This window comes from Microbacterium rhizomatis (genome assembly GCF_008710745.1).
Classification (GTDB): domain Bacteria; phylum Actinomycetota; class Actinomycetes; order Actinomycetales; family Microbacteriaceae; genus Microbacterium; species Microbacterium rhizomatis.
The window spans coordinates 593,445-615,608 of sequence record NZ_VYSA01000002.1 but is presented as its reverse complement, the minus strand read 5'-3'; the positions used below and the strand labels follow the sequence as shown (position 1 = coordinate 615,608).

17 protein-coding genes are annotated in these 22,164 nt (G+C 68.9%); 9 read left to right on the top strand and 8 right to left on the bottom strand.

Features of this window, described 5'->3' with window-relative positions:
• Nucleotides 1-2 precede the first annotated feature (2 nt).
• Nucleotides 3-254, bottom strand: a complete 252-nt coding sequence (tatA, locus tag F6B43_RS11250) for a twin-arginine translocase TatA/TatE family subunit (protein WP_150449020.1) — start codon at nucleotides 252-254, stop codon at nucleotides 3-5.
• 473 nt (nucleotides 255-727) lie between these two features.
• Between tatA and F6B43_RS11245 the strand changes: the two genes are divergently transcribed.
• The 4 genes from F6B43_RS11245 (at nucleotide 728) to F6B43_RS11230 (ending at nucleotide 7,920) form a co-directional block, all read left to right on the top strand.
• The gene (locus tag F6B43_RS11245) at nucleotides 728-4,201 is read left to right on the top strand and encodes a PQQ-dependent sugar dehydrogenase (protein ID WP_150449019.1); all 3,474 of its coding nucleotides are present in this window, start codon (nucleotides 728-730) and stop codon (nucleotides 4,199-4,201) included.
• 94 nt (nucleotides 4,202-4,295) lie between these two features.
• A complete protein-coding gene (locus F6B43_RS11240; protein ID WP_246159914.1) occupies nucleotides 4,296-5,339 on the top strand; it encodes a sugar phosphate isomerase/epimerase family protein in 1,044 nt (347 codons plus the stop codon).
• A 20-nt stretch (nucleotides 5,340-5,359) separates the two neighbouring features.
• Entirely contained in the window at nucleotides 5,360-6,631 is a 1,272-nt protein-coding gene (locus tag F6B43_RS11235) for a hypothetical protein (protein WP_150449018.1), read from the top strand.
• Between the two features lie 86 nt (nucleotides 6,632-6,717).
• Nucleotides 6,718-7,920, top strand: a complete 1,203-nt coding sequence (locus F6B43_RS11230; RefSeq protein WP_150449017.1) for a hypothetical protein — start codon at nucleotides 6,718-6,720, stop codon at nucleotides 7,918-7,920.
• A 47-nt stretch (nucleotides 7,921-7,967) separates the two neighbouring features.
• On the opposite strand, the gene add (F6B43_RS11225) is transcribed toward F6B43_RS11230, so the two are convergent.
• The 6 genes from add (F6B43_RS11225) to F6B43_RS11200 are packed head-to-tail and all read right to left on the bottom strand — an operon-like array spanning nucleotide 7,968 to nucleotide 14,390.
• Nucleotides 7,968-8,981, bottom strand: a complete 1,014-nt coding sequence (gene add / locus F6B43_RS11225; RefSeq protein ID WP_150449016.1) for an adenosine deaminase — start codon at nucleotides 8,979-8,981, stop codon at nucleotides 7,968-7,970.
• Nucleotides 8,981-10,108 (bottom strand): acyl-CoA dehydrogenase family protein, encoded by a 1,128-nt coding sequence (locus F6B43_RS11220; RefSeq protein ID WP_150449015.1) that lies wholly within the window; start codon nucleotides 10,106-10,108, stop codon nucleotides 8,981-8,983. The genes add (F6B43_RS11225) and F6B43_RS11220 overlap by 1 nt, the downstream gene beginning before the upstream one ends.
• 34 nt (nucleotides 10,109-10,142) lie before the next feature.
• Nucleotides 10,143-10,895 carry a GntR family transcriptional regulator gene (locus tag F6B43_RS11215; protein WP_170285630.1) on the bottom strand — a complete coding sequence of 251 codons (753 nt, stop codon included), beginning with the start codon at nucleotides 10,893-10,895 and terminating at the stop codon, nucleotides 10,143-10,145.
• Nucleotides 10,892-12,754: an adenine deaminase C-terminal domain-containing protein gene (locus tag F6B43_RS11210; protein WP_150449013.1), complete on the bottom strand. Its 1,863-nt coding sequence runs from the start codon at nucleotides 12,752-12,754 to the stop codon at nucleotides 10,892-10,894. The genes F6B43_RS11215 and F6B43_RS11210 overlap by 4 nt, the downstream gene beginning before the upstream one ends.
• Nucleotides 12,751-13,899 carry an adenosine deaminase gene (gene add / locus F6B43_RS11205; protein WP_150449012.1) on the bottom strand — a complete coding sequence of 383 codons (1,149 nt, stop codon included), beginning with the start codon at nucleotides 13,897-13,899 and terminating at the stop codon, nucleotides 12,751-12,753. Before add (F6B43_RS11205) ends, F6B43_RS11210 begins: the two co-directional genes overlap by 4 nt.
• A 29-nt stretch (nucleotides 13,900-13,928) precedes the next feature.
• Nucleotides 13,929-14,390 (bottom strand): PPC domain-containing DNA-binding protein, encoded by a 462-nt coding sequence (locus F6B43_RS11200; RefSeq protein WP_170285629.1) that lies wholly within the window; start codon nucleotides 14,388-14,390, stop codon nucleotides 13,929-13,931.
• 228 nt (nucleotides 14,391-14,618) lie between these two features.
• Between F6B43_RS11200 and F6B43_RS11195 the strand changes: the two genes are divergently transcribed.
• The 5 genes from F6B43_RS11195 to F6B43_RS11175 are packed head-to-tail and all read left to right on the top strand — an operon-like array spanning nucleotide 14,619 to nucleotide 20,950.
• A complete protein-coding gene (locus F6B43_RS11195; RefSeq protein WP_150449010.1) occupies nucleotides 14,619-15,827 on the top strand; it encodes a metal-dependent hydrolase family protein in 1,209 nt (402 codons plus the stop codon).
• Between the two features lie 33 nt (nucleotides 15,828-15,860).
• Nucleotides 15,861-17,474: an ABC transporter substrate-binding protein gene (locus tag F6B43_RS11190; RefSeq protein WP_150449009.1), complete on the top strand. Its 1,614-nt coding sequence runs from the start codon at nucleotides 15,861-15,863 to the stop codon at nucleotides 17,472-17,474.
• A gap of 19 nt (nucleotides 17,475-17,493) precedes the next feature.
• Nucleotides 17,494-18,528 (top strand): ABC transporter permease, encoded by a 1,035-nt coding sequence (locus F6B43_RS11185; RefSeq protein ID WP_170285628.1) that lies wholly within the window; start codon nucleotides 17,494-17,496, stop codon nucleotides 18,526-18,528.
• Entirely contained in the window at nucleotides 18,525-19,322 is a 798-nt protein-coding gene (locus tag F6B43_RS11180) for an ABC transporter permease (protein ID WP_150449007.1), read from the top strand. Before F6B43_RS11185 ends, F6B43_RS11180 begins: the two co-directional genes overlap by 4 nt.
• Nucleotides 19,319-20,950: a dipeptide ABC transporter ATP-binding protein gene (locus tag F6B43_RS11175; protein WP_150449006.1), complete on the top strand. Its 1,632-nt coding sequence runs from the start codon at nucleotides 19,319-19,321 to the stop codon at nucleotides 20,948-20,950. Before F6B43_RS11180 ends, F6B43_RS11175 begins: the two co-directional genes overlap by 4 nt.
• On the opposite strand, the gene F6B43_RS11170 is transcribed toward F6B43_RS11175, so the two are convergent.
• Entirely contained in the window at nucleotides 20,940-22,118 is a 1,179-nt protein-coding gene (locus F6B43_RS11170) for an ROK family transcriptional regulator (RefSeq protein WP_150449005.1), read from the bottom strand. The genes F6B43_RS11175 and F6B43_RS11170 overlap by 11 nt on opposite strands.
• Nucleotides 22,119-22,164 lie beyond the last annotated feature (46 nt).

The following is a 22,164-nucleotide window of genomic DNA, read 5'->3' as shown; positions in this document are numbered from 1 at the left end:
GGTCAGTGCTCGGTGCGGACTGCTCCGCTCGCGTCCGCCGTCGCGGGAGCGGCGGCGGGAGCGGCGTCGTGGTCGGTCGCCTCGAGCGTCGTGTCAGACGTTCCTTCGTCCTTCATCGCCTTCATCTCGCCCTTGAAGACGCGGGCGGACTGCCCGACGCTCTTCGCCAGCGCGGGCAGCTTCGCCGCACCGAACAACAGCAGGATCACCGCCAGAACGATCAGGAGGTGCCATCCGGTCAGGCCTTGCAGCATGTCTTCGCCCTTCGTTGGGTGCGATGCCGGCTCGGCGTCGATGCCGGCTCGGATCACTCGTGGTCCGGCGGCTGAGCCGTCGCGGATATGTTTGCCCGATCCTAATAGGTGCCTATCTACAACTACAAGAGTGACGTACATCAATTCATTGTGGAACGACACATTGGCAACTTTTGATTGACTCTCGATCAAACCTCGGTCAGGATGACGCCTGGGCGGTCGTAGAAAGTGCCGCTCTCGGGATCGTGTGCCGGGCCTCAGCCCTCTCGAGCCCGACGAGACGAAGAGGTCTACGGCATATGCCCATCGCTCGACGACGAGACGAAAGGAGGGGTCAGCGCGCGCGGAGACGTACGGCGCGCACAGACACGAAAAACCGGGCCACCATACGCCCCGCCGTCTGAAGCGGCAGGTAGTGACCCGGCCTGAAAACAACCCTGACGGGCAAGACACCACCCAGGAGCTGTATCACGATGAATCATACTCTGAGGCGTTCTCGACGACGGTCCCTCTCGGCCGTCGCTGCGGCGGGCGCACTGACCTTGACGGCGGCGCTTCTCGCCACCGTTCCGGCGTCCGCGCACGACGGCGTCGACCACGGCGGAGAAGCGGGAGCGGATGCCGCTCTCAACTGGTCGAACTACGAGAAGGTGCTGCTGACGAAGAACGTCGGCGAGCCGATCGATCTCGCCGTCCTTCCCGACAGCCGCATCATCCACACCGCCCGCAACGGCGAGGTCCGCCTGACCGATCCAGGAACGGGCGTGACGAAGGTCGTCACCACCGTTCCCGTCTACTCGAACTCCGAGGACGGACTGCAGACGGTGGCGCTTGACCCCGGCTTCGCCGAGAACAACTGGGTCTACCTGGTGTACGCGCCGATCGACGCCAACGGCGACGGCACGCCCGACACCCCCACCGGCTCCGCGCCGAACTCGCTGCCGGCAGGAGCCGACGAGTCGTACTGGGACCAGTGGAAGGGCGTCAACCGACTCTCGCGCTTCACCTGGACCGGCAACGCGATCGACCTCGCCAGCGAGAAGGTCATCCTGGACGTTCCCGTCCAGCGCGGCCAGTGCTGCCACGTCGGGGCCGACATCGACTTCGACGACGAGGGAAACCTCTACCTCAGCACGGGTGACAACACCCCCGCCAGCACCCCCGGAGCGAACGGCTTCGCGCCGAACAACGACGCCCCGGGCATGAACCCCGGCTTCGACTCGCGCCGCGGTGCCGGCAACACCAACGACCTCCGCGGCAAGATCCTGCGCATCCACCCCGAACCCGAGGGCGGCTACACGATCCCCGAGGGCAACCTGTTCGCCCCGGGGACGGAGAAGACCCGTCCCGAGATCTTCATCATGGGCGTGCGCAACCCGTTCCGCATCGAGGTCGACTCCGCCACCAACTCGATCACGTGGGGCGACTACGGCCCCGACGCGACCAAGGCCGTCGCCGCAAGCGCAGGCCGTGGCCCCATGGGGCTCGTCGAGTGGAACGCCGCCAGCCTGGACGACCCGCACAACGGCGGGTGGCCATTCATGACCGGTGACAACTTCGCCTACAACGACTGGGACTACGCCACGAACACGCCCGGCGCGTTCTTCGACCCGGCGAACCTCGTGAACGACTCGCGCTGGAACACCGGTCTCACCCAGTTGCCGGCACCGCGTCCGGCAACGGCGTACTACGGCGACAACCCCGGAGACCAGCCGTGGGACGAGTTCGTGAACTTCGGAAGTGGCACGGGTCAAGGCCCAATGGGCGGACCCACCTACCACTACGACGCATCCAACCCGTCGACCACGAAGTTCCCGGCCTACTGGGACCGCAAGTCGTTCATGGGCGAGTTCTCGCAGGACTACATCGCGGCGCTCACCGTCGACTGGAACACCTTCGAGCTCACGCACATCGCCGACTTCCTGCCGAACTCGGCACTGTCGGCGGCGGCGCAGCCGATCCACGACAACCCGATGGACATGGAGTTCGGGCCTGACGGCTCGATGTACGTCCTCGAGTACGGCGATGGATTCTTCCGTGCGAACCCGGATGCGGGTCTCTATCGAATCTCGTACGTCGAGGGCAACAAGTCGCCCCAGGCGCGCTTCACCGCCACTCCGCAGTCCTCTTCGACCGCGCCGTTGACGGTGCAGTTCGACGCTTCGACCTCGTCCGACCCCGATGGCGACGCGATCACCTACCAGTGGGACTTCGACGGCGACGGAACCTTCGACGCGACGGGGGTGACGGCATCCAACACCTACACGACGCTGGGCGCCTACACCGCACGCCTGCGGGTCACGGATGCCAGCGGCAAGTTCAGCCTCACCAGCCGGGCGATCTCGGTCGGAAACCAGGCACCGGTCGTCACGGTCGACTACCCCGGCAACGGCGGATTCCTCGACTGGGGCCAGGTCGCACCGTACAAGGTGTCGGTGACCGACGCCGAAGACGGCAACTCGCCGGTGTGCACCCGGGTGGCATGGACGTACGGCCTCGGCCATGACGAGCACGCTCACCCCGAGGTCTCGGGAACCGGGTGCACGGGCGCATGGCGCACCGACCCCAACTCGCCCGAGCACGGCTCCGGCGCGCTGATCTACGGCGCGGTCGTGGTGACCTACACCGACAACGGCGCGAACGGCCTTCCGGCCGCGACGGGAGAGGCGTCCGTGCGCCTCAACCCCAAGCTGCAGCAGGCTGAGCACGCGATCGGACGTCAGGGCGTGATCGTCTACGAAGACGAGACCGCTTCGGCGGGCAACGCGATCCGCGGTCTCGGCAACGGCGACTTCCTCCGCTTCGACCCCGTGAACTTCTCGGGGATCACCGGGGCTGTCGTCCGGGCGAGCGGCGCAGGTCAGGTTCAGCTGCGCTGGGGTGCGGCGGATGCTGCTCCCTTCGCCACCGCGACGATCCCGGGTGGCGCGGGCTGGAAGGACGTGGCGATCAACTTCACCGCCCCGACCGGCACCGGCGCACTGTACGTGACCTCGGCTTCCGAGCTGGCCGTTGACTCGATCACGATGGTGGGCAACGGCGTCGCGGATGTCGCGGCACCCACGACCGCGCACACCCTGGCACCCGCCGCCCCCACGGGCGTCGGCGGGGTGTACAACGTCCCGGTGCGGTTCGCCGTGCAGGCCGCCGACAACGGCGCGCTGTCGACCGTGCAGTACTCGCGTGACGGTGGGGCGACGTGGACCAACCTGGCTGCCAACCAGCAGTACGGGGTCACGTTCAACACGAACGGCGTCTACAACCTGCAGTACCGCGCGACCGACACGGGCGGCAACGTCTCGCCGGTCAAGACGGTCTCGTTCACGATCAACCTGCAGGCTCCCAACGAGCCGACGGTCGACACGCGGACGCTCGTCACCCTCGATTCGCCGCGCGTCACGTACGGCGCGCCCGGGTCGGTGGACGTGCAGGTCACCCACGCAGCGACGGGAACGCCCACGGGCGAGGTCGTCATCCGCTCGGGTGAGACCGAGGTGGGTCGCGGCACCCTGGGTGCCGACGGGAAGGCGACGATCGCCCTGGCAGCGGACCTGCCGGTCGGCACGCATACACTGCGGGCCACCTACGGTGCCGACCAGGTGTTCAAGTCGTCCGTCGGAACAGGCCGGCTGACTGTCGCGCAGGCCAAGTCGACGACGACCGGCACGGTCTCGCCCGACCCGGTCAAGCCGACGGTCGCCGCCACGGCGTCGATCCACGTCGAGTCCTCGACGGGGATCGTGCCCACCGGCACGGTGACCGTCACGGTCAAGCGCGGCACGACCACGGTCGCGACCGTGGCGACCCTGGTCGACCAGTCGGGCAACGCGTCGATCCTCCTGCCGAAGCTCGCGACCGTCGGCGCCTACCAGGTGCTGGCGAGCTACGACGGGTCGACGGGGGTGGCCAAGAGCTCGACGACGCTCACGCTCACCGTCCGCCAGTAACAGATCAAACGGTGGCCCGCGGCTCACGCCGCGGGCCACCGTACCCGAACCGGTCCCGGGCTTTCCGGGGTCGGACCCACCTCGAAGGAGAGAGATGAGTCACAATCACAACCAGGGGCATCCGACGATCTCGGCAGCGCCGATGAGTCGCCGGAATCTGCTCAAGGCTCTGGCGGCGTCTTCCGTCGCCGTCGGCCTCGGAGCTGCCATGGCCCCCACCGCGGCATCCGCCGCGTCGGGATTCGGCCCCGCGGCAGCCGCCGCAGGGCCCACCGCGAGCTCGGGAGTCCGGCTCGTGCCGGTCAACCGTCTCGGCATCCAGCTGTTCACCGTGCGCGACAAGGTCAGCTCGCTCGGCTTCCGCCCGGTGCTGGAAGAGCTCGCCAACATCGGCTACTCGGAGATCGAGTTCGCCGGTTACACGCAGGGCGCCAACGGCGCCATCACGCCGGCGCAGATCCGTCAGCTGCTGGATGACAACGGCCTGCGCGCCGTCGGCAGCCACGTCAACCTCAACGCCGGCAACATCGACGCGCAGATCGAGATCGCCAACGTCCTGGGGATGCCGTATCTCGGGCAGGGCGGGGCGATCGCGTCCGGCCGCACCGAAGCGGCGTGGACGACGGCAGCGCAGAACTGGAACGTCTGGGGGCAGAAGGCCAAGGCCGCAGGACTCAAGGGGCTGTACACACACACGCACAACGGCGAGTGGAACTGGGCGACCGACGCCGCAGGAGCCAACACCTCCCGCCGCATCTACGACGTGCTCTGGGACAACTTCGACCCCGACCTCGTCAAGTTCGAGATGGACATCTACTGGGCCTACGTCGGTAAGCACCAGTACCCGGGCTTCGAGCCGGTCGAGTACCTGCAGCGCGACCCGCGCAGGTTCCCGCTGGTGCACCTGAAGGACGGAAAGATCAACCCGGCCTCGGGCAACGGCTACGACATCATCGAGTTCGGCGCGGGCAATATCCCCTACCAGGAGATCCTGTCGGCGCTGCAGCGCAACCGCGGTCAGCGGTACGGGATGTACGAGCAGGACAACGCGGGCAACACCGCCGTCGCGCCCAACACGCCCAACTCGCTCGGCAACGCCGCCCGAAGCTACGAAGCGATCGCCGCACTTCGCGGCTGAACAGAAACGAGAAGAAGTAGATGAATGCAAAGTGGAAAGTGCCCGTCGTGGCACTCCTCGTCGTCGGCGGCAGCGTCGTGGCGGCGCCGGCGTACGCGGCGGATCTGAGCTGCACGACCGAGCTCGGCTCCCAGGTCGTCTCCGGCAACCTCACCGTGCCTTCCGGCGCGGAGTGCGTACTGGGTGACGTCACCGTGCAGGGCGACATCATCGTCGAGGCCGACGGCTGGCTCGACGCGACCTCGGTGGTCGTCGAGGGCGATGTCATCGGCACCGACGTGTACGGGGTGCTGCTGGATGGCACGAGCGTCGCCGGCGACATCAGCGTGTACTCCGCGGGGACGCGCTCCGGGTTCCTGTACGTCAACGACCTGAAGGTCGGAGGCGACGTCGCCGCCGGCGGTGTCGACGTCGAGGTGACCGAGAGCACGATCGCCGGGTCCTTCACGACGCAGGCCGCGAACTACGTCGACCTGGTGCGCACCTCGGTCGCGCAGGACGTCGTCATCGACGGATCCGCCTTCGGTGTGACGGTCGCGGGTGCCATCGTTCAGGGGAGCGTGACCGTCAGCCACGGCGGCCGCGATGTGCTCGTCGGAGCGAACCCCGACGGGTCGGCCGACGCGTTCGGCAACTCGATCGGCGGAGATCTGACGCTGAGCGACAACGCGGCGAACCTCCGGGTCGCGGGCACCAACGTGCACGGCGTCATCGCGCTGGCGGGCAACACGCCGGTCGCCGCCTTCGGCGCGGGCAACGTCGCGCGATCGGTCAACGGCGACTACACCGGGGACGCTCCGGCGGCTCCGGCGGCCGGCGACCAGTCGATCGCGGTGACCGTCCCGACCCAGTCGGCCGGCGAGCTGATCTGGTCGCTGGAAGGCACCTCGGCCCTCGTCGACCTCGGCGTGGCGGAGGAGCAGCTCGACTTCTACCTGGCGCACGGTTCGATCGTTCCGATCCGCATCCAGGACACGAGCGCGGGCAACCCCGCGTGGTCGCTGACCACCGTGGTGTCCAACTTCCAGGCCGGCGGACAGACGGTCTCCAGCAAGTACCTCGGCTGGACGCCCGCTCTCCTCGAGAACAACGGCGGAGCCGTCGCCGGGCCCGCGATCCCGTCGGGCTACGACGAGGGCGACGGGCTCTCGGTCACGCGGACGCTCGCTTCGGCTCCGGCCGGGCACGCGCGTGGCGCATCGGTTGCGACGGCCGATCTGGAGCTCAAGCTCCCGCTCGACACGCCGCAGGGCACCTACACCGCTACCGTGACGGTGACGGCGCTCAGCTGATCCCCCGGATCGGGTCCCCGTCGTGTCTTCACGGCGGGGACCCGATCCTCCCGCATCTCCCCGCTCACCCCGAAAGCGAATCGACCATGCCATCGGACACCGTCTCGTCCACCCTTTCGCGCTCGCACACGACCGTCGGTCGCGTACGGGCGCTGCTGATCGTGCTGGCGGCGCTCGTCGCGGCCATCCTGGTGCCGGGCTCGGCGTTCGCCGAAGAGGCCACTCCCGCGCCGACCTCGGATTCGATGGTGTCGTGGGGCGCTCGCCCGGCCGATACGCTGCAGGGGTCCGGGCGTCCCAACTTCAACTACGAGCTTCCCGCGGGGGGCACCCTCTCGGACGCCCTCATCGTCACGAACCACGGCGACGAGACACTGGAACTCGACGTCTACGCCGCAGACGGGTACCTGACCGCAGACGGAACGCTCGACATCCTCCCCGGGGGTGAGTCGTCGGTCGAGCTCGGCGAGTGGATCGTGCTCGAGACCGATCACGTCACGCTGGCGAGCGGGCAGAGCGCGCAGGTGCCGTTCGAGGTCGTCCTGCCGGACGACATCCAGCCGGGGGACTATGCGGCGGGCATCGTCGCCTCGATGCGCGTCGAGGCGGCCGACGGCGTCACGACCGAGCGTCGCCTCGGGTCGCGTGTGCTGCTGCGCGTGCAGGGCGATCTGCTGCCCTCGCTCGGGGTGACCGATGTCGTCGTGGATTACAGCGGCACCCTCAACCCGTTCCAGGCGGGCAGCGCGACGGTCTCGTACACCCTCGTGAACACCGGCAACGCGCGTCTCGCGCCGGGTGCCACGGTGGCGGTGGGCGGGCCGTTCGGCCTCGGGGCGGTGAGCGTCGTCGACCCCGGGGTGCCGGAACTCCTGCCGGGCAGCTCGATCGTCCGCGTCGTGCAGGTGGACGGCGTTCTGCCGACAGGCCTCGTCACGGGCACCGTGACGGCCGACGCCGAGATCGTGGAGCGCACCGGGAGTGCCGCCGGTCCCCTCCCGGCCGTGTCGACCGCGAGCGGATCGGCCACCACGTGGGGCGTGCCCTGGACCCTTCTGGTCGTCCTCGTGCTCCTCATCGGCCTGATCGTGTGGGCTGCCGTCGCGCGCCGGCGCCGTAAGGTCGCGCATCAGCGAGAGATCGATGAGGCGGTCGCCGCGGCGCTCGGCGAGCGGACGGTGGGCGACTTCGTCGGCGGTCCGGATGCTGCGCCCGCCGCGCCGGCGCCGGAACCCGGGGTGTCCGAACCCGTCACCGAGACCACCGCGCTGGATCACCAGCGCGTCTGAGACCCCGGGCCGGTAGCGCTCCGCGCGGTGCCGGCCCGGTTCCACGGTCATGCCGTGGTCGTCGCGACGAACTCCTCGACAGCGCTGAGGTACCGGCGCTTGTCGTCCTCACTCGCCCACGAACCCAGGAACGAATTGCGGGCGAGCTGCACGACGGCGGCGTCGTCGAGCCCGGCATCCTCGGCGAGCGCGACGTAGTTGTCGACGATGTAGCCGCCGAAGTAGGCGGGGTCGTCCGAGTTGACCGTCACGTTGACGCCCGCGTGGAGGAGTTCGACGATCTCGCGCGACTTCATCGAATCGGCGACGAGTGCGTTCGAGAGCGGGCAGGTGGTCAGGGCGATCCGCCGGTCGACGAGGATCTGCACGAGCGCAGGGTCTTCGACGACGTTCGATCCATGATCGATGCGATCGGCCGCGATGCCGACGGCGGCCTGGCGGATGTGGGTGATGCTGTCCTGCTGATCGACATCGCAGTGCACCGTGACCCGGAGGCCCGCCGACCGGGCACGATCGAAGACGGCACGGAACTTCTCGGGCGGGTTGCCGAGTTCGTCCGAATCGAGTCCCACGCCGATCAGCAGATCGGCGAGGGGGAGGGCCTCCGCGAGGGTCGCCATCGCACTCTCCGCGGAGAGGTCGCGGAGGAAGCACATGATCAGGCCGACGTCGATGCCGAGCGCCGAGGCATCCGCTGCCGCGCGTGAGTATCCGCTGATCACGGAAGCGAAGGGGACGCCACGAGACGTGTGGGCCTGCGGGTCGAAGAACGCCTCCACCCGGATCACGCCGTTGTCGCGTGCGGTGCGGACGTACGCCATCGCGAGGTCGTAGAAGTCCTGCTCCTGGACGAGCACCGTCATCGCGGCGTAGTACACCGAGAGGAAGCTCGTCAGCGAATCGAAGTCGTACGGGGTGCTCACGTCGGGAACGGGCAGACCGTTGCGCGCCGCGAGCGCGACCCGCATGCCCGGTTCCAGCGTGCCTTCCAGGTGCACGTGGAGTTCGCACTTGGGCAGGTCGCGCACGAAGTCGTGGAGAGACGGAACCGTGGACGGCATCAGCTCGCCTCCTCGGCGGAGAGGACCCAGCCGCCGACCAGGTCCTGGGTGAACGGCACCGAGTAGGCCATGATCGCGCCGGCTTGCGCATCACGGAAGATCCGCTGGATGGGCGAGGACATGAGGTACCCGCTTCCGCCTCCGACCTTCACCGCCACTGCTGCGGCACGCTTGGCGACTTCGTTCGCGAGCATCTTCGCCTCACCGGCTGCCGCCATCGTCTGGTCAGACCCCTCGTCGGCGAGCCACGCGGTCCGCTCCGCCATGAGGCGCGCCGCCTCGACCTCGGCCCAGACCATGCCCGTGTCGGACCGCACCCATGGGGTCTCCGCCAGGGGGGCGCCGGGGCCCTTGCGGCGCGATGCCTGCGCGCGCAGGGCGTCCAGCGCCGACTCGGCGATGCCGATCGAGACGAACGCGAAGCCGACGGTGATGAGGTTCGCGTAGCCGGGGCGCGGAGGGGAGCACAGACGGGAGCGCAACAGCGGTGTCTGATCGAAGAGGATGCTGCGGCTGCGCGTCGCCCGCATGCCCGAGGTCTCTTCGATCGGCGGAAACGAGACGGTGCTGTCGATCGTGACTCCGAAGAATGCCGGGGCGCCGTCGACGCGAGCATGGAGGAAGAGGTGGTCGGCGGCCTCTGAGCCCGAGACGAAGAGCTTTCGCCCCGTCAGCGTCCAATCCGTGCCCGCCGCGGCGGCGTCCTGCTGGGAGGCGAGGAAGTGGTTGCCGCCGGCCGGCTCCGACAGGGCGTTCGCGAAGCGGCGGCCCGCCCGCAGCTCTTCGGCGAAGAACGCCGCGGCCTCGGGAGGCGACTGGCTGACGAGAGCATGGGCGGCGCCGATGTGCATCAGCCAGACGGTCGCCACGGCCGGATGCCGTGCGGCGATCGTCCGGACGATCGCGCCCAGCGTTGCGTACGAGAGCCCCTCGCCGCCGAACTCCTCCGGGAGCATCGCCGCGTCGAGCCCCGAGGCAGCGAGTGCCTGAAGATGTTCGATCGGCAACCGGGCCTCGGCGTCGTCGGTCGCGACAGTCTGCGCGAATCCGTTCGCGAGAGCATCCGCAGTGTCGAGCCACTTCTGCTCGGAGGCGGGAACGGTGACGGGCGAGGGGCGGGTCAGCATGGCGATCCTTTCGACGCGTGGACCTCGGGCGAGGTCACTGGCTGCTCCATGGGGGGCGCACGGTGCGCAGCAGCGAGTACGAGACGATGTCGGGCGAGTGGTACTCGAAGCTGTGCAGGAGCCGGCGACCGCTGGCGCCGATCCCGACGAACTCGAGGGTCATCATCGGTGTTCCGACCGGACGCTCGAACAGTTCCGCCATCTCTTCGTCCAGAGCGACCACTCCGGGTGTCGAGACCTCCCAGATCACCGGCTCGCCCCAGACCTGCGAGATCACGGTGAAGATCGATTCGCTCGGAGTGAACTCGACGCGGTGCGGGATCGGCACGACGTCGTCGGCGATCATCGCGACAGCGTCGTCGGCGCGCCAGCGTTTGCGCACACGGAGGGCGAGCGTCTGCTCAGGCAGCTCCATGAGCGCGGCGACGCCCGGGGCGATCTGGCCGGTGTGGAACGAGATCACGTCGACCGCGGAGCGATAGCCCATCCTGTCCAGCAGTTCGGCGTGCTCCCACTGCTCCTCGAGTCGCACCGACATCCGCAGCGCGATCGGGTCGACCGTGGTCACCGTCCCCTGCCTGCGCCGCACGATGCCCTGAGCCTCGAGGTCGGCCATGGCATTGCGCAGCTGCTGGCGAGTGCACTCCAACCGGGCGGTGAGCTCGATCTCTCCCGGCATCGGCACCCCGCTCTGGGCGGCCTCGCGGACGAACCGCAGGAGGCCGTGATGCACTCTGGTCTGCTCGGGGTCGAGGCGCGGTCGGGGCAGCGGGCTGAAACTCGTCATGAGCGGGGTCCCTCTTCGATCGGGGCCTGCGCGCCCCGTCCGGCCGGGGCGCTCGACGAGGAGTGACCGCAGCGACACAGCGGCGCGTGCGCGTCCGGGGCGAGCAGCACATCGATCAGCGTCTGGCTCGACACGTCGATCAGTCCCCGCTCGGTGAGACCCAGCTCGGGCACGCCGCCGAGCCCGACGAACGACAGGATCATGAAGGGGGAGGGGATGCGGCATCCCATCCCGCGTGCGACCTCATGCGCCGTCGCCAACCGGGCGGCGGTCTGCTCCCAGGGTGCGTTCGCCATCGCTCCGCCGACGGGGAGTGGGACGGCGGCGAGTTCTCGCCCGCCGGCGACCGCGACGAAACCGCCCCCGTGGTCTCGCAGGCGCTCGACCGCGAACAGGATGTCGCTGTCGGAAGCGCCGACCGCGACGATGTTCATGTTCGTGCAGTTCGTGGTGACCGCGAGCGCCCCACTCGTCAGCCCGAAGCCGCGCACGAAGCCCACCCCCGCCAGCCCGTCGCCGTGATGGCGGTCGATGACGGCGATCTTGAGCACGTCCTGTGCGGGGTCGGTGACCACGTGCTCATCGACGACGGGCAGTGCCGCGGTGATCTCGCGTTTGAAGTAGCCGTCGTACATCTGCATCGCACGGACATGGGCCACCGTCCCCGTCGCGTGCACGGCGAGCTCGCCGGCGGGTGGCGCTTCGGGGACGTTCATCGTCTGGAGGACCCAGGACGGCACGGCATCGTCGTTGTCGAAGAGGGCGCGCCCGTCGCGCGCGACGACCTCGCCCCCGACCATGACGAGCGAGGGAAGCGCCTCGGCGAGGTCGTCGATCACCTGGAGGTCGGCGAGTCGCCCGGGGGTGAGCGCACCCACGAGGTGATCGAGACGGTAGTAGAGCGCGGGCTGCCAGGTCGCCATGCGATATGCCTGCGCGGGATCGATGCCCGCCGCGATCGCTCTGCGCACGTGGTGGTCGATGTGGCCTTCGGTGCTCAGATCCAGTGCGTGCTTGTCGTCCGCGCAGAAGCACATGTGGCCGAGGCAGGGGGTGATCTTCTCGAGGTCGGCGAACAGCGGGACGGTGTTGTCGTTCATCGACCCCGCCATCACCGTGATCATCGCGCCGAGCCGCACACGTTCGATCGCCTCATCGGCGGTCGCCGCGTTGTGGTCGTCCGAGACTCCGGCGGCGAGGTAGCCCCAGAGCGCCTCGTCACTCATCCGGGCGGTGTGCCCGGTGATGCGCTTTCCGGCGGCGAGAGCATCGCGGAATCGGTGCGTGGCCTCCGGCGACATGTCATAGGGGTTCGACTCGCCGAGCGATACGGTCGCCGGCGCGCGCAACCGGTCTCGCACCACCGCATCCGGAATGATCGCTCCACCGCGCTCGAGCGACGGGCTCACCGGAGTGACCGGGGTGATCTGCTCGAAGATGCGGAGGGGCGTGGTCGTCTCGAGCATGAAGTCCAGGCCCGCGACTCCCGAGACGTTCGCGAGGCAATCGGCATCCGTCAGCACCGTCGTCGTTCCGCGCGGGATGCTCAATCGTGCGAGCTCGCCCGGTGTGAGCATCGTGTACTCGATGTGCAGGTGCGCGTCGATGTAGGTCGGCACGACGTGGCGGCCCACCGCATCGACCACCACGTCGGCGTCGAATCGGCCGACCGGTGTGATCGCCGCGATGTGGCGGCCGCTGACGACGACGTCGCGCTCGAGGAACTCCCCCGTGTGCACGGCGAGGACGCGCCCGCCGCGGACGATCGCATCGGGTCGGCGAAGTCCGGCGGCGACGGCGCGCAGGGCGATGAGCTCGTCGGCGGTCGGAAGCAGTTCGGGCCGCAGCGCGGTGCTCATCGCTCGTCTCCCTCGATCGAACGATCGAACCCGTGCTGCCCGGACGCCCAGCCGTGTTCCGCCACGACGTCATCGATCTCGGCGAGCAGATCGCGACGCAGCTCGGGCGGGGCGAAGCTCGCCGTGATGGACGTGCGAGCCAGGCCGATGACATCGCTCATCGTCCAATCGAACGTGTCGGCGCAGACCGCCCACTCGGTTTCGAGGCGGGTGCCCAGGGGAGCGGGGTCATCGGTGTTGACGGTCACCGCGACACCCGCCGATCGGAGGCGCTCGAGCGGATGCTCCGACCAGTCGGCGTAGACGCCGAGCGAGAGGTTCGATCGGGGGCACACTCCGAGCGAGATGTCGCTGTCGGCGAGGAGGGCCACCAGCTCGGGGTCTTCGATCGCCCGCACCCCGTGGTCGATGCGTTCGGCATGCAGCAGACGGATCGCGTCCCACACGCCCTCGGGGCCGCTGGATTCTCCGGCGTGCACTGTCCGGTGCAGGCCGCCGTCGCGAGCACGGCCGAACGCGTCTGCAAACCGGCTGCCGGTGCGTCCGGCGGCGCGCTCGTCGCCGTCGATGGAGAGGGCGACGACGCGTCGAGGGCGGGCGCCGACGATCCACTCCGCGAACTCCACGGCTTCGCCGGGTGTCTGCTGTCGCAAGAGCGACGCGCACAGGCCGATCTCTGCGAGTCCGTCCTGCGCCGCTTCGTCCAGACCTGCGGCGAAGGCGTCGAAGAGGGCGGGCACGCGGTCGCGCCACGCGTTCCAGTGGGTGGGGTTGACGACGACGTCCGCGTAACGCACGCCGGAGGCGCTCTCTCTCGCGGCGAACCGGTACGCGGTGCGCGCGGCCTGCTCAGCGGTTCGCACGAGCCCGCACTCCCAATCGAGGAAGCGGAGGAAGCCGGTGAGCCCCCCGACCCCCACGCCGTGATCGGCCCCGCCGGTCGTGACCTCGGGGAGCTCGGGCGAGTAATGGGTGCTCACGTCGAACAGCGACCGAGCGGGTCCTGGCAGCGCTTCTCCGGACGCTTTGGCGAGGTCGAGCAGGTCGATGAGCTCGAACCCTCCTTCCAGGTGCACGTGCACCTCGGCCTTGGGAAGGGCGCGGATGACATCTTCATCGATCCGGGTCTGAACGGCGGTCTTCATGTGCGTCGGGGGTCCTTTTCGTTCGACGATCATGCGTCCGTGAAGGTCAGCGTGGCGACCCCCGAGGTGGCGACGGATGATTCCCTCCCGAATCGAGGCGACACCACTTCGTCGAGGACGACCTCGGCGACGTAGTGCACGGTGCCGCTGAGCATATGGCCCGCGACCGAGCGGCAGGCGGCGTTCTTCTCGCCGAGTGCGACATGCAGGTGCACGACGTATCCCGCCGCCGCGTCGTACGACACCGTTCCTGACCCGATCCCCTCGGTGTAGACCACGTCGATCGTGTCGCCGAGCGGAGCCTCCGAGTCATCGGGCGGGCGCGTGGTGCCGATGAGCGTCGCGGTGCGCAGCGCCCCGGAGAACACCGTGATGATCGCCTGTTCGATGCCGTGGCGTCGGCACGCATCGGCGATGCACGCCAGGACTTCTTCGCCGGGCTCGATGGCCAGCGCGAGGCGGCGCCCCGTCGTGATCAGGTGTTCGCGCACCGGTGACCTTTCGTCGGATTTCAGAAACACGTCGACTTATCGACAAGTTAGCCGAATATGGGGTCCAGGTGTCGGTAGGTAGTCGCTTCGAAGTCAACTATTCGCCCGTTTCCACGCGGAGTGTTGGGTGTTTCCCACTTGTAAACATTTCGACGCATTTCTCTCACTTGTCGATCTGTCATCGAACAGATCGGTAACGTGGCCCGGGTCATCGATCAAGGAGAAGTCATGCAGGAAGCTGCCACGCGTATCAGCGGACTCCCGCTGTGGGACGGCGATGCCTACCGCGGGCCGGCCGACGTGCGGTGGGAGAACGGCCGCATCACCCACGTCGAGACGGTCCGCGAGTCCGAGGTGCCGGGTGAGCTGACCGTCATTCCCGGGCTCATCGACACCCACGTCCACTTCGATTCGTACGCGGGAAGCGGCTCGGTCGACTGGATGACCTGGCCGCTGATCACGCCGGAGCCCGAGCGCTCGCTGCACGTCGTCTCACACGCCCGCCGAGCCGCTGCGGCCGGCGTGACCACTCTTCGCGACCTGTCGGGCACCGACGTGCAGCTTGCCGCCGCGCGCGCGCTGGACGCCGGGCTCATCCCCGGCCCGCGCATCCTCGTCCACGGCGCCGTGGGCATGACCGCGGGCCACGGGGACCTCTTCATACCGCCCCACTATCCGCACCGCGGGCCCGTCGCGGACTCACCCGACGAATGCCGCAAGCTCGTTCGCCAGTGGGCGCGCGCCGGCGTCGACGGGATCAAGATCTTCACGAGCGGCGGGGTCCTCTCGATCGGCGACAAGGTGGGCTGGCGCAATCAGACGAAGGCCGAGATCGCGGCGACCGTCGACGAGGCACACGCGCTCGGATTGCTCGTGGCGGCACACACCCACACCGCCGACGGCATCGACATCGCCCTCGAATTCGGGGTCGACTCGATCGAGCACGGCACCGGCATCCAGGAGCGGCACTGGGATGATCTGGTGTCCCGGGGCATTCCGGTCGCTCCCACGCTCATGATCAACGATGCGATCGCCGAGCGGCGGATTCCCGTCAGCGACGAGGCGCAGGCCAAGGGGCGCGCCGTCGTCGACGAGCGCGATGCGAACTTCCGGGGCGCGGCTGCGGCGGGGGTGAGATTCGTGCTCGGCACCGATGCGAACGGCATCTTCGTGAAGTTCGGCGATCAGCTCGAGGAGCTCCGGCTCATGAGGCACGCGTTCGACTGGACATCCGAGCGCGCTCTCCGAGCGGGGACCTCGGATGCCGCGGACGCCATCCGCCTCACCACCACGACCGGGCGCATCGCGCCGGGCCTCAGCGCAGACTTCGTCGTCGTGCGCGGACGGCCCTGGGAAGACATCGATCATCTGACGATCGACAACATCGTCGCCGTGGTAGCGCGCGGCGTCGTCGTTTCCGGCGAACTGCCGGGCTGACGCAGCACCCCTACACACACCTGAGGAGACACAGTGAGCACATCATCACGCCGCGGCCTGCGGCGTATCGCCCTTCCCGCCGGGATCGCGGCCGTCGCAGTCGTTCTGGCCGGTTGCGCCGGCGGCGGTGCGGGCACCGCATCGTCGACCCCGGCGGCCGACGTGGCCCAGGACGTCGTCTTCGCCCTCAAAGAGGACATCGTCTGCGTCGACCCGCAGCAGACGTCGCTGACCACTTCGCTGAACGTCGGCCGCCAGCTGGTCGACTCGCTCCTGGACCAGAACCCGGAGACGGGTGAGATCGTTCCGTGGCTCGCGAAGAGCTGGACTCCCAGCGACGACCTCACGTCGTACACCTTCACCCTCGCGGACGGCATCACCTTCAGCGACGGCACCCCGCTCACCTCCGAGGTCGTGGCGGCGAACTTCGACGCCGTCGCGAGTCTCGGGGCCGGGGCATCCCTCGCGAAGGGCTACCTCGCCGGCTACACGGGCACCGACGTGATCAGCGACACCGAGTTCACGGTCAACTTCTCGGCGCCCAACGTCGCGTTCCAGCAGGGCGCGACGACGATGACGCTCGGAATCGTCTCCGCGGCGACGGTCGCCGAAACGCCGGAGGCGCGGTGCCAGAGCATCGTGGGCACCGGTCCGTTCGTGCTCGACTCGTACGTCCCGAACGATTCCGTGAAGATCTCGGCACGTGAGGACTACGACTGGGCGTCCTCCTTGCGCGGACACCAGGGCGCGGCCCATCTCGACACCGTGACCTTCCCGATCATCACGGAACCGAGCGTGCGCACCGGGGGTCTCACCTCCGGCGAGTACGACCTGATCCAGGACCTGCCCTACGTCGACGAAGCCCGCTTCACGACGGACGACTACCGTCTCTACGCGGCCGCGAACCCCGGCGTACCGAACTCGCTGATCGTCAATACGACCAAGGGACTGATGGGCGACGAGGCAGTCCGGCAGGCGATCACGAAGGGGCTCGACCGCGACAAGATCAACGTGATCGCCGGGTCGGCCAGCGGCAAGGCTCCGACCAGCGTGCTGACCTCGTCGACCCCGGGCTACACCGACCAGGGCGACGTCCTCGCCTTCGACCCGGATGGTGCCAAGGCGCTGCTCGAGGACGACGGCTGGAAGCTCGGCTCGGACGGCATCTACGAGAAGGACGGGCAGAAGCTGACGGTCACCGTGACGGCGTTCTACGCACAGGACGTCTTGGAGGCCGCGCAGATCCAGCTGAAGGACATCGGTGTCGACCTGCAGCTGAAGATGGTCGCCTCGGGTGACTTCTTCGGTGCGGTCGCGTCGGGCGACTACGAGATGCTCGGGGCAGGTCTGACCCGCACCGACCCCGACGTGCTGCGCGTGCTGCTGTCGTCCGCATCGCCGTCCCGGTGGGGCATCGTCAACGACCCCGCTCTCGAGTCGCTGCTCATCGAGCAGAGCCGTACGGCGGATGCTGCGGCCCGTCAGAAGCTCGTCGACCAGATCCAGACGATGGTCGCCGAGAAGGCCTACGTGATCCCGACGCTCGAGACCGTGCAGCTGCACGCCTCCCGGGCCGGGGTCGAGGGGCTGACATTCGACTCCGCGTCGCGCATCAACCTGTACGACGCGATGGTCACGTCGGACTAACACCATCGGAGCACAGCGCGTGGTATCAGCAGCATCGTCATCGCGGGCGGGAGCGGTCTTCCGCTTCCTCGCCCCCAAGGTCCTCCAGTGTCTCTTCGTGATCTGGGCGACCTACACGGTGGCGTTCCTGCTGATCCACGCGCTGCCCGGTGACCCGGTGCTCGCCGCCCTCGCGCAGCGCGGCGGCGACTCCGTCACCACCGATCCGGCAGAACTCGAAGCGCTGCGCGTGCGGTACGGACTCGACGGCCCCGTGTGGCTGCAGTACATCACGCACTTCCTCGCGCTCTTCCACGGCGATCTGGGCATCTCGATCGCCACGGGGCTCCCCGTCTCGGATCTCATCGCGCGTGCGTTCCCGCACACGGCGGCCGTCGCCGTACTGGCCCTGATCCTGGGCTTCCTCGGGGCGCTCGCCTTCACCGTCTGGGCGTATCTCGCCCACCCGCGCTGGGTGCGCAACCTCGTGACACAGGTGCCGCCGCTCGGGATCGCCATCCCCGCGTTCCTCAGCGGGCTCGTGCTCATCACGGTGTTCTCGTTCGGGCTCGGGTGGTTTCCCGCATCCGGGACCGCCGGCTTCCCGAGTGTCGTCCTTCCCGCCGTCACCCTGGCCCTCCCGACGGGGGCGATCTTCTTCCAGGTGTTCTCCGCCGCGGTCTTCGATGCCGGCGCGAGCCCGTTCGTCTTCACCGCCACATCCAAGGGGCTGTCTCAGAGCGCCGTCGTCTTCCGCCATGTCATCCGCAATGCGCTGCTCCCGGCGATCACGATCATCGGGCTCCAGATCGGCTATCTCGCAGGGGGTACAGCGGTGGTCGAGACCGTCTTCTCACGGGACGGCATCGGGCGCCTCACGGTCGATGCGGTGCTCGCCCGTGACATCAACGTGGTGACCGGGGTGGTGATCGTGGTCGCGGCGGTGTACGCGGTGGTCACTCTGATCGTCGAGGGACTGTACGGCGTGATCGATCCCCGGATCCGCACGCGCCTCACGTCCGCCACGCGCGTAGCGCCCGTCGAACCGGCCGCGGCGACGGAGGCGGTCCGATGAGCATCCTCCGCAAGCCCGGCGTGCTGCTGTCCGTCCTCGTGCTCCTCCTCACGCTCGTCGCGGTGATCGCGCCGTCGTGGCTGGCCCCCTACGATCCGTATGATTCGGTCGGCTCGATGCGGCTCGCGCCGCCGAGCCTCGAGCACCTCTTCGGCACCGACAACCTCGCCCGCGACGTGTTCTCGCGGGTGATCTACGGCGCGCAGCTGTCGGTCACCGCTGCGGGCCTCGCGGTGCTCGCCGGCGTCGCGGTCGGTGCCGCGGTGGGACTGATCACCGGCTACGCCGGGGGGTCGGTCGATTTCGTCGTCATGCGCTTCGTCGACGTGCTCATCGCCATCCCCGGCATCCTTCTCGCGCTCATCGTGGTCGCCTCGATGGGGTTCGGGCCGCTGTCGATCGCGCTCGGTGTGGGGCTCGGCACGGCCGGGGCCTTCGCCCGCGTCATGCGGGCCCAGGTGATGCGGGTGCGCAGCGAGGAGTTCGTCGAGGCTGCGACGACACTGGGTGTGCGGTGGCCGACCGTCCTCACCCGTCATGTGCTGCCCAACGCCGCGCGTCCGATCATCGCGATGGCAGCCCTCGAGCTGGCGCTGGCGATCCTCGCCGTCTCGGCCCTCAGCTTCCTCGGGTTCGGTGCGCAGCCCCCGGCGCCCGAGTGGGGTTCGCTCGTCTCGGCGGGGCGCGACTTCGTGGCGGTCGCTCCGTGGCTCAGCCTGCTGCCGGGCGCCGTGATCCTCGTCGTCGTGCTCGCGGTCAACGGGCTGGCCCGCTCGATCGGAGGCGACCGGTGAACGACGTCCTTCTGAGAGTGACTGATCTGCGCATCGCATACGGCGCGGGATCGCGAGCGACGCCGGCCGTGCGCGGTGTGGACTTCGAGGTCGGCCGCGGCGAGATTCTCGCGGTCGTCGGCGAGTCGGGTTCGGGCAAGAGCACGATCGCTCACTCGCTGATCCGCCAGCTCCCGGACGAAGCGCATATCGGCTCTGGGTCGATCGTCTTCGATGGGGTCGATCTCCTCTCCCTTCCGCTCCGGGCGATGCGCACCATCCGCGGGCGACGTATCGGATTCGTTCCGCAGGATCCGTCGCACAGCCTCAATCCCGTCGTGCGGGTGGGTGAGCAGATCGCCGAGTCGCTGCGCCGGCACATGGGAATGACCGCCGCCGCCGCCGCGCAGCGGGCGGTGGAGATCCTGCGGGAAGTCGGCATCCCCGAGCCGGAGGTGCGCGCCCGGCAGTACCCCCACGAGCTGTCGGGTGGCCTGCGCCAGCGCGTGCTGATCGGTATCGCGTGGGCGTGCTCGCCCGACCTCGTGATCGCCGACGAGCCGACGAGCGCCCTCGATGCCACGGTGCAGCGACACGTCCTCGACCGGATGCAGACCCTCGCACGCACGCACGGCACGGCCGTCGTGCTCGTCACGCACGATCTCGCCGTCGCCGCCGACCGCGCGCAGCGCATCGTCGTGATGGAACAGGGCCTGATCGTCGAGTCGGGGAGCGCGCGCGACGTGCTGACGGCACCCGCCCACCCCTACACGCAGCGCCTCGTCGCGGCGGCGCCCGGGCTGAACAGCCGACGACTGACGCCGTCGGCACGAGTCGGCGATCGGGCCGAGACGCGCGACCGCAGAGTCCTCGTCGAGGTGACCGGCCTCAGCAAGACGTATGCCCATCGCGGCGGTGCAGCGCCCGCCGTCGACGACGTCGGCTTCACCGTCCAGCGGGGCACGACGTTCTCGATCGTCGGCGAGTCCGGATCGGGCAAGAGCACGACCGCTCGGCTCGTCGCCCGGATCATCGAGCCCGACGCAGGGACGCTGCGGTTCGACGACGTGGACATCACCCGATGGAAGGGCGAACAGCTGCGGCAGCTGCGTCGTCGGATCCAGGTGGTCTACCAGAACCCGTTCGGGTCGCTGGATCCGCGGATGACCGTGCGTGCGATCGTCGCCGAACCGCTGCGGGCCTTCGGCATCGGCGACCGACGCTCGCGCGCCGAGCTCGTACGCGAGATCATCGAGCGGGTGCGACTGAAGCCGGACCTGCTCGATCGCCGGCCCGCACAGCTGTCCGGCGGGCAGCGCCAGCGAGTCGCGATCGCTCGCGCGCTCTCCCTTCGCCCGGAATTCCTGATCCTCGACGAGCCCGTCTCGGCATTGGATGTCTCGGTCCAGGAGCAGATCCTGCAGCTGCTGGTCGACCTGCAGGACGAGTTCGACCTCACCTACCTGTTCATCTCGCACGACCTGGGAGTCATCCGTCAGGTGTCCGACTCGATCGCCGTCATGAAGGATGGGCGGATCCTCGAGCATTCGCTCGCAGACGAGGTGCTGTCCCGGCCGACCCATGCCTACACGCGCGAACTCATCGGCGCGATTCCCGGCGCGGTCGCAGCGCCGAACGTCAGCGGGTGACGAAGCCGACCGTCAGAGCCTCCGGCGACAGCGCGTGCTCCACGGCCAGCATGCTCGCCCCGAGCACGCCGGCCCTCTCGGCCGTCACCGACTGCACGATCGAGAGATGCTCGGTCGCGAGCGGAGTCGAGCGCGTATAGACCACTTCGCGGACGCCCGCGATGAGGTGCTCGCCGACGCGAGCCATCGACCCGCCGATCGCGATGACGGAGGGATTGACGAGACTCACACAGGTCGTGAGCACCTCGCCGATGTCGCGGCCGGCCTGGCGGACCGCCTGGATCGCCTCGATGTTGCCCCGCTTGACGAGGTCCACCACGTCGGTGCCGGTGTGGGCTTCGACGCCCTGTTCCCGGAGGGTTCTGGCGATCGCCGGCCCGGACGCGAGGGCTTCGAGGCATCCGCGATTGCCGCACTTGCAGGGCACGTTCGCGCCGCGCGCGACCTGCACGTGCCCGATGTCGCCCGCCACGCCCTGTGCGCCGCGCTGGAGGAGGCCGCCGGAGATGACCCCTGCGCCGATGCCCGTGGCGATCTTGACGAACATCAGGTGCTCGATGCCCGGCCAGCCGACGGCGCGCTCGCCGAGCGCCATCGTGTTCACGTCGTTGTCGACGAGCACGGGCACCTCGAGGTGCTGGTGGAACCATCCGGGGATGTCGAATCTGTCCCAGCCGGGCATGATCGGCGGATTGACCGGCTGACCCGTCGAGTGCTCCACCGGCCCCGGCACGCCGATGCCGATGGCCGCGACGTTGGCCGTGTTGCGTCCGACCCGTTCGAGGAGCGCGGTCGCACCCTCGACGAGCCAGCTGAGCACCGGCACGGGGCCGAGTGCGACATCCAGATCCTCGGAGTGCTGGGCGAGCACCGTGCCGGCGAGGTCCGTGATCGCCACCGTCGCGTGCGAGGCGCCGATGTCGGCGGCGATCACGACCTTCGCGGCGGGATTGAGGGCGAACTGCGACGGCGGCCGCCCTCCCGTCGACACGGCGTCGGCGACGGGCGTGATCAGGCCCATCCGCATGAGCTCGTCCACCCGCAGCGCGATCGTCGAGCGGGCCAGGCCCGTCGACTTCGCCAATTCGGCGCGCGTACGAGGGACGCCGTCGCGGAGGAGCTGGAACAGCTGGCTTACGCTCGCCGCATTGATGGAGGTGTCGGTCATGCGTGGATTCTCCCAACCATTCCTATGACTTTCGCCAGAAGTCGCA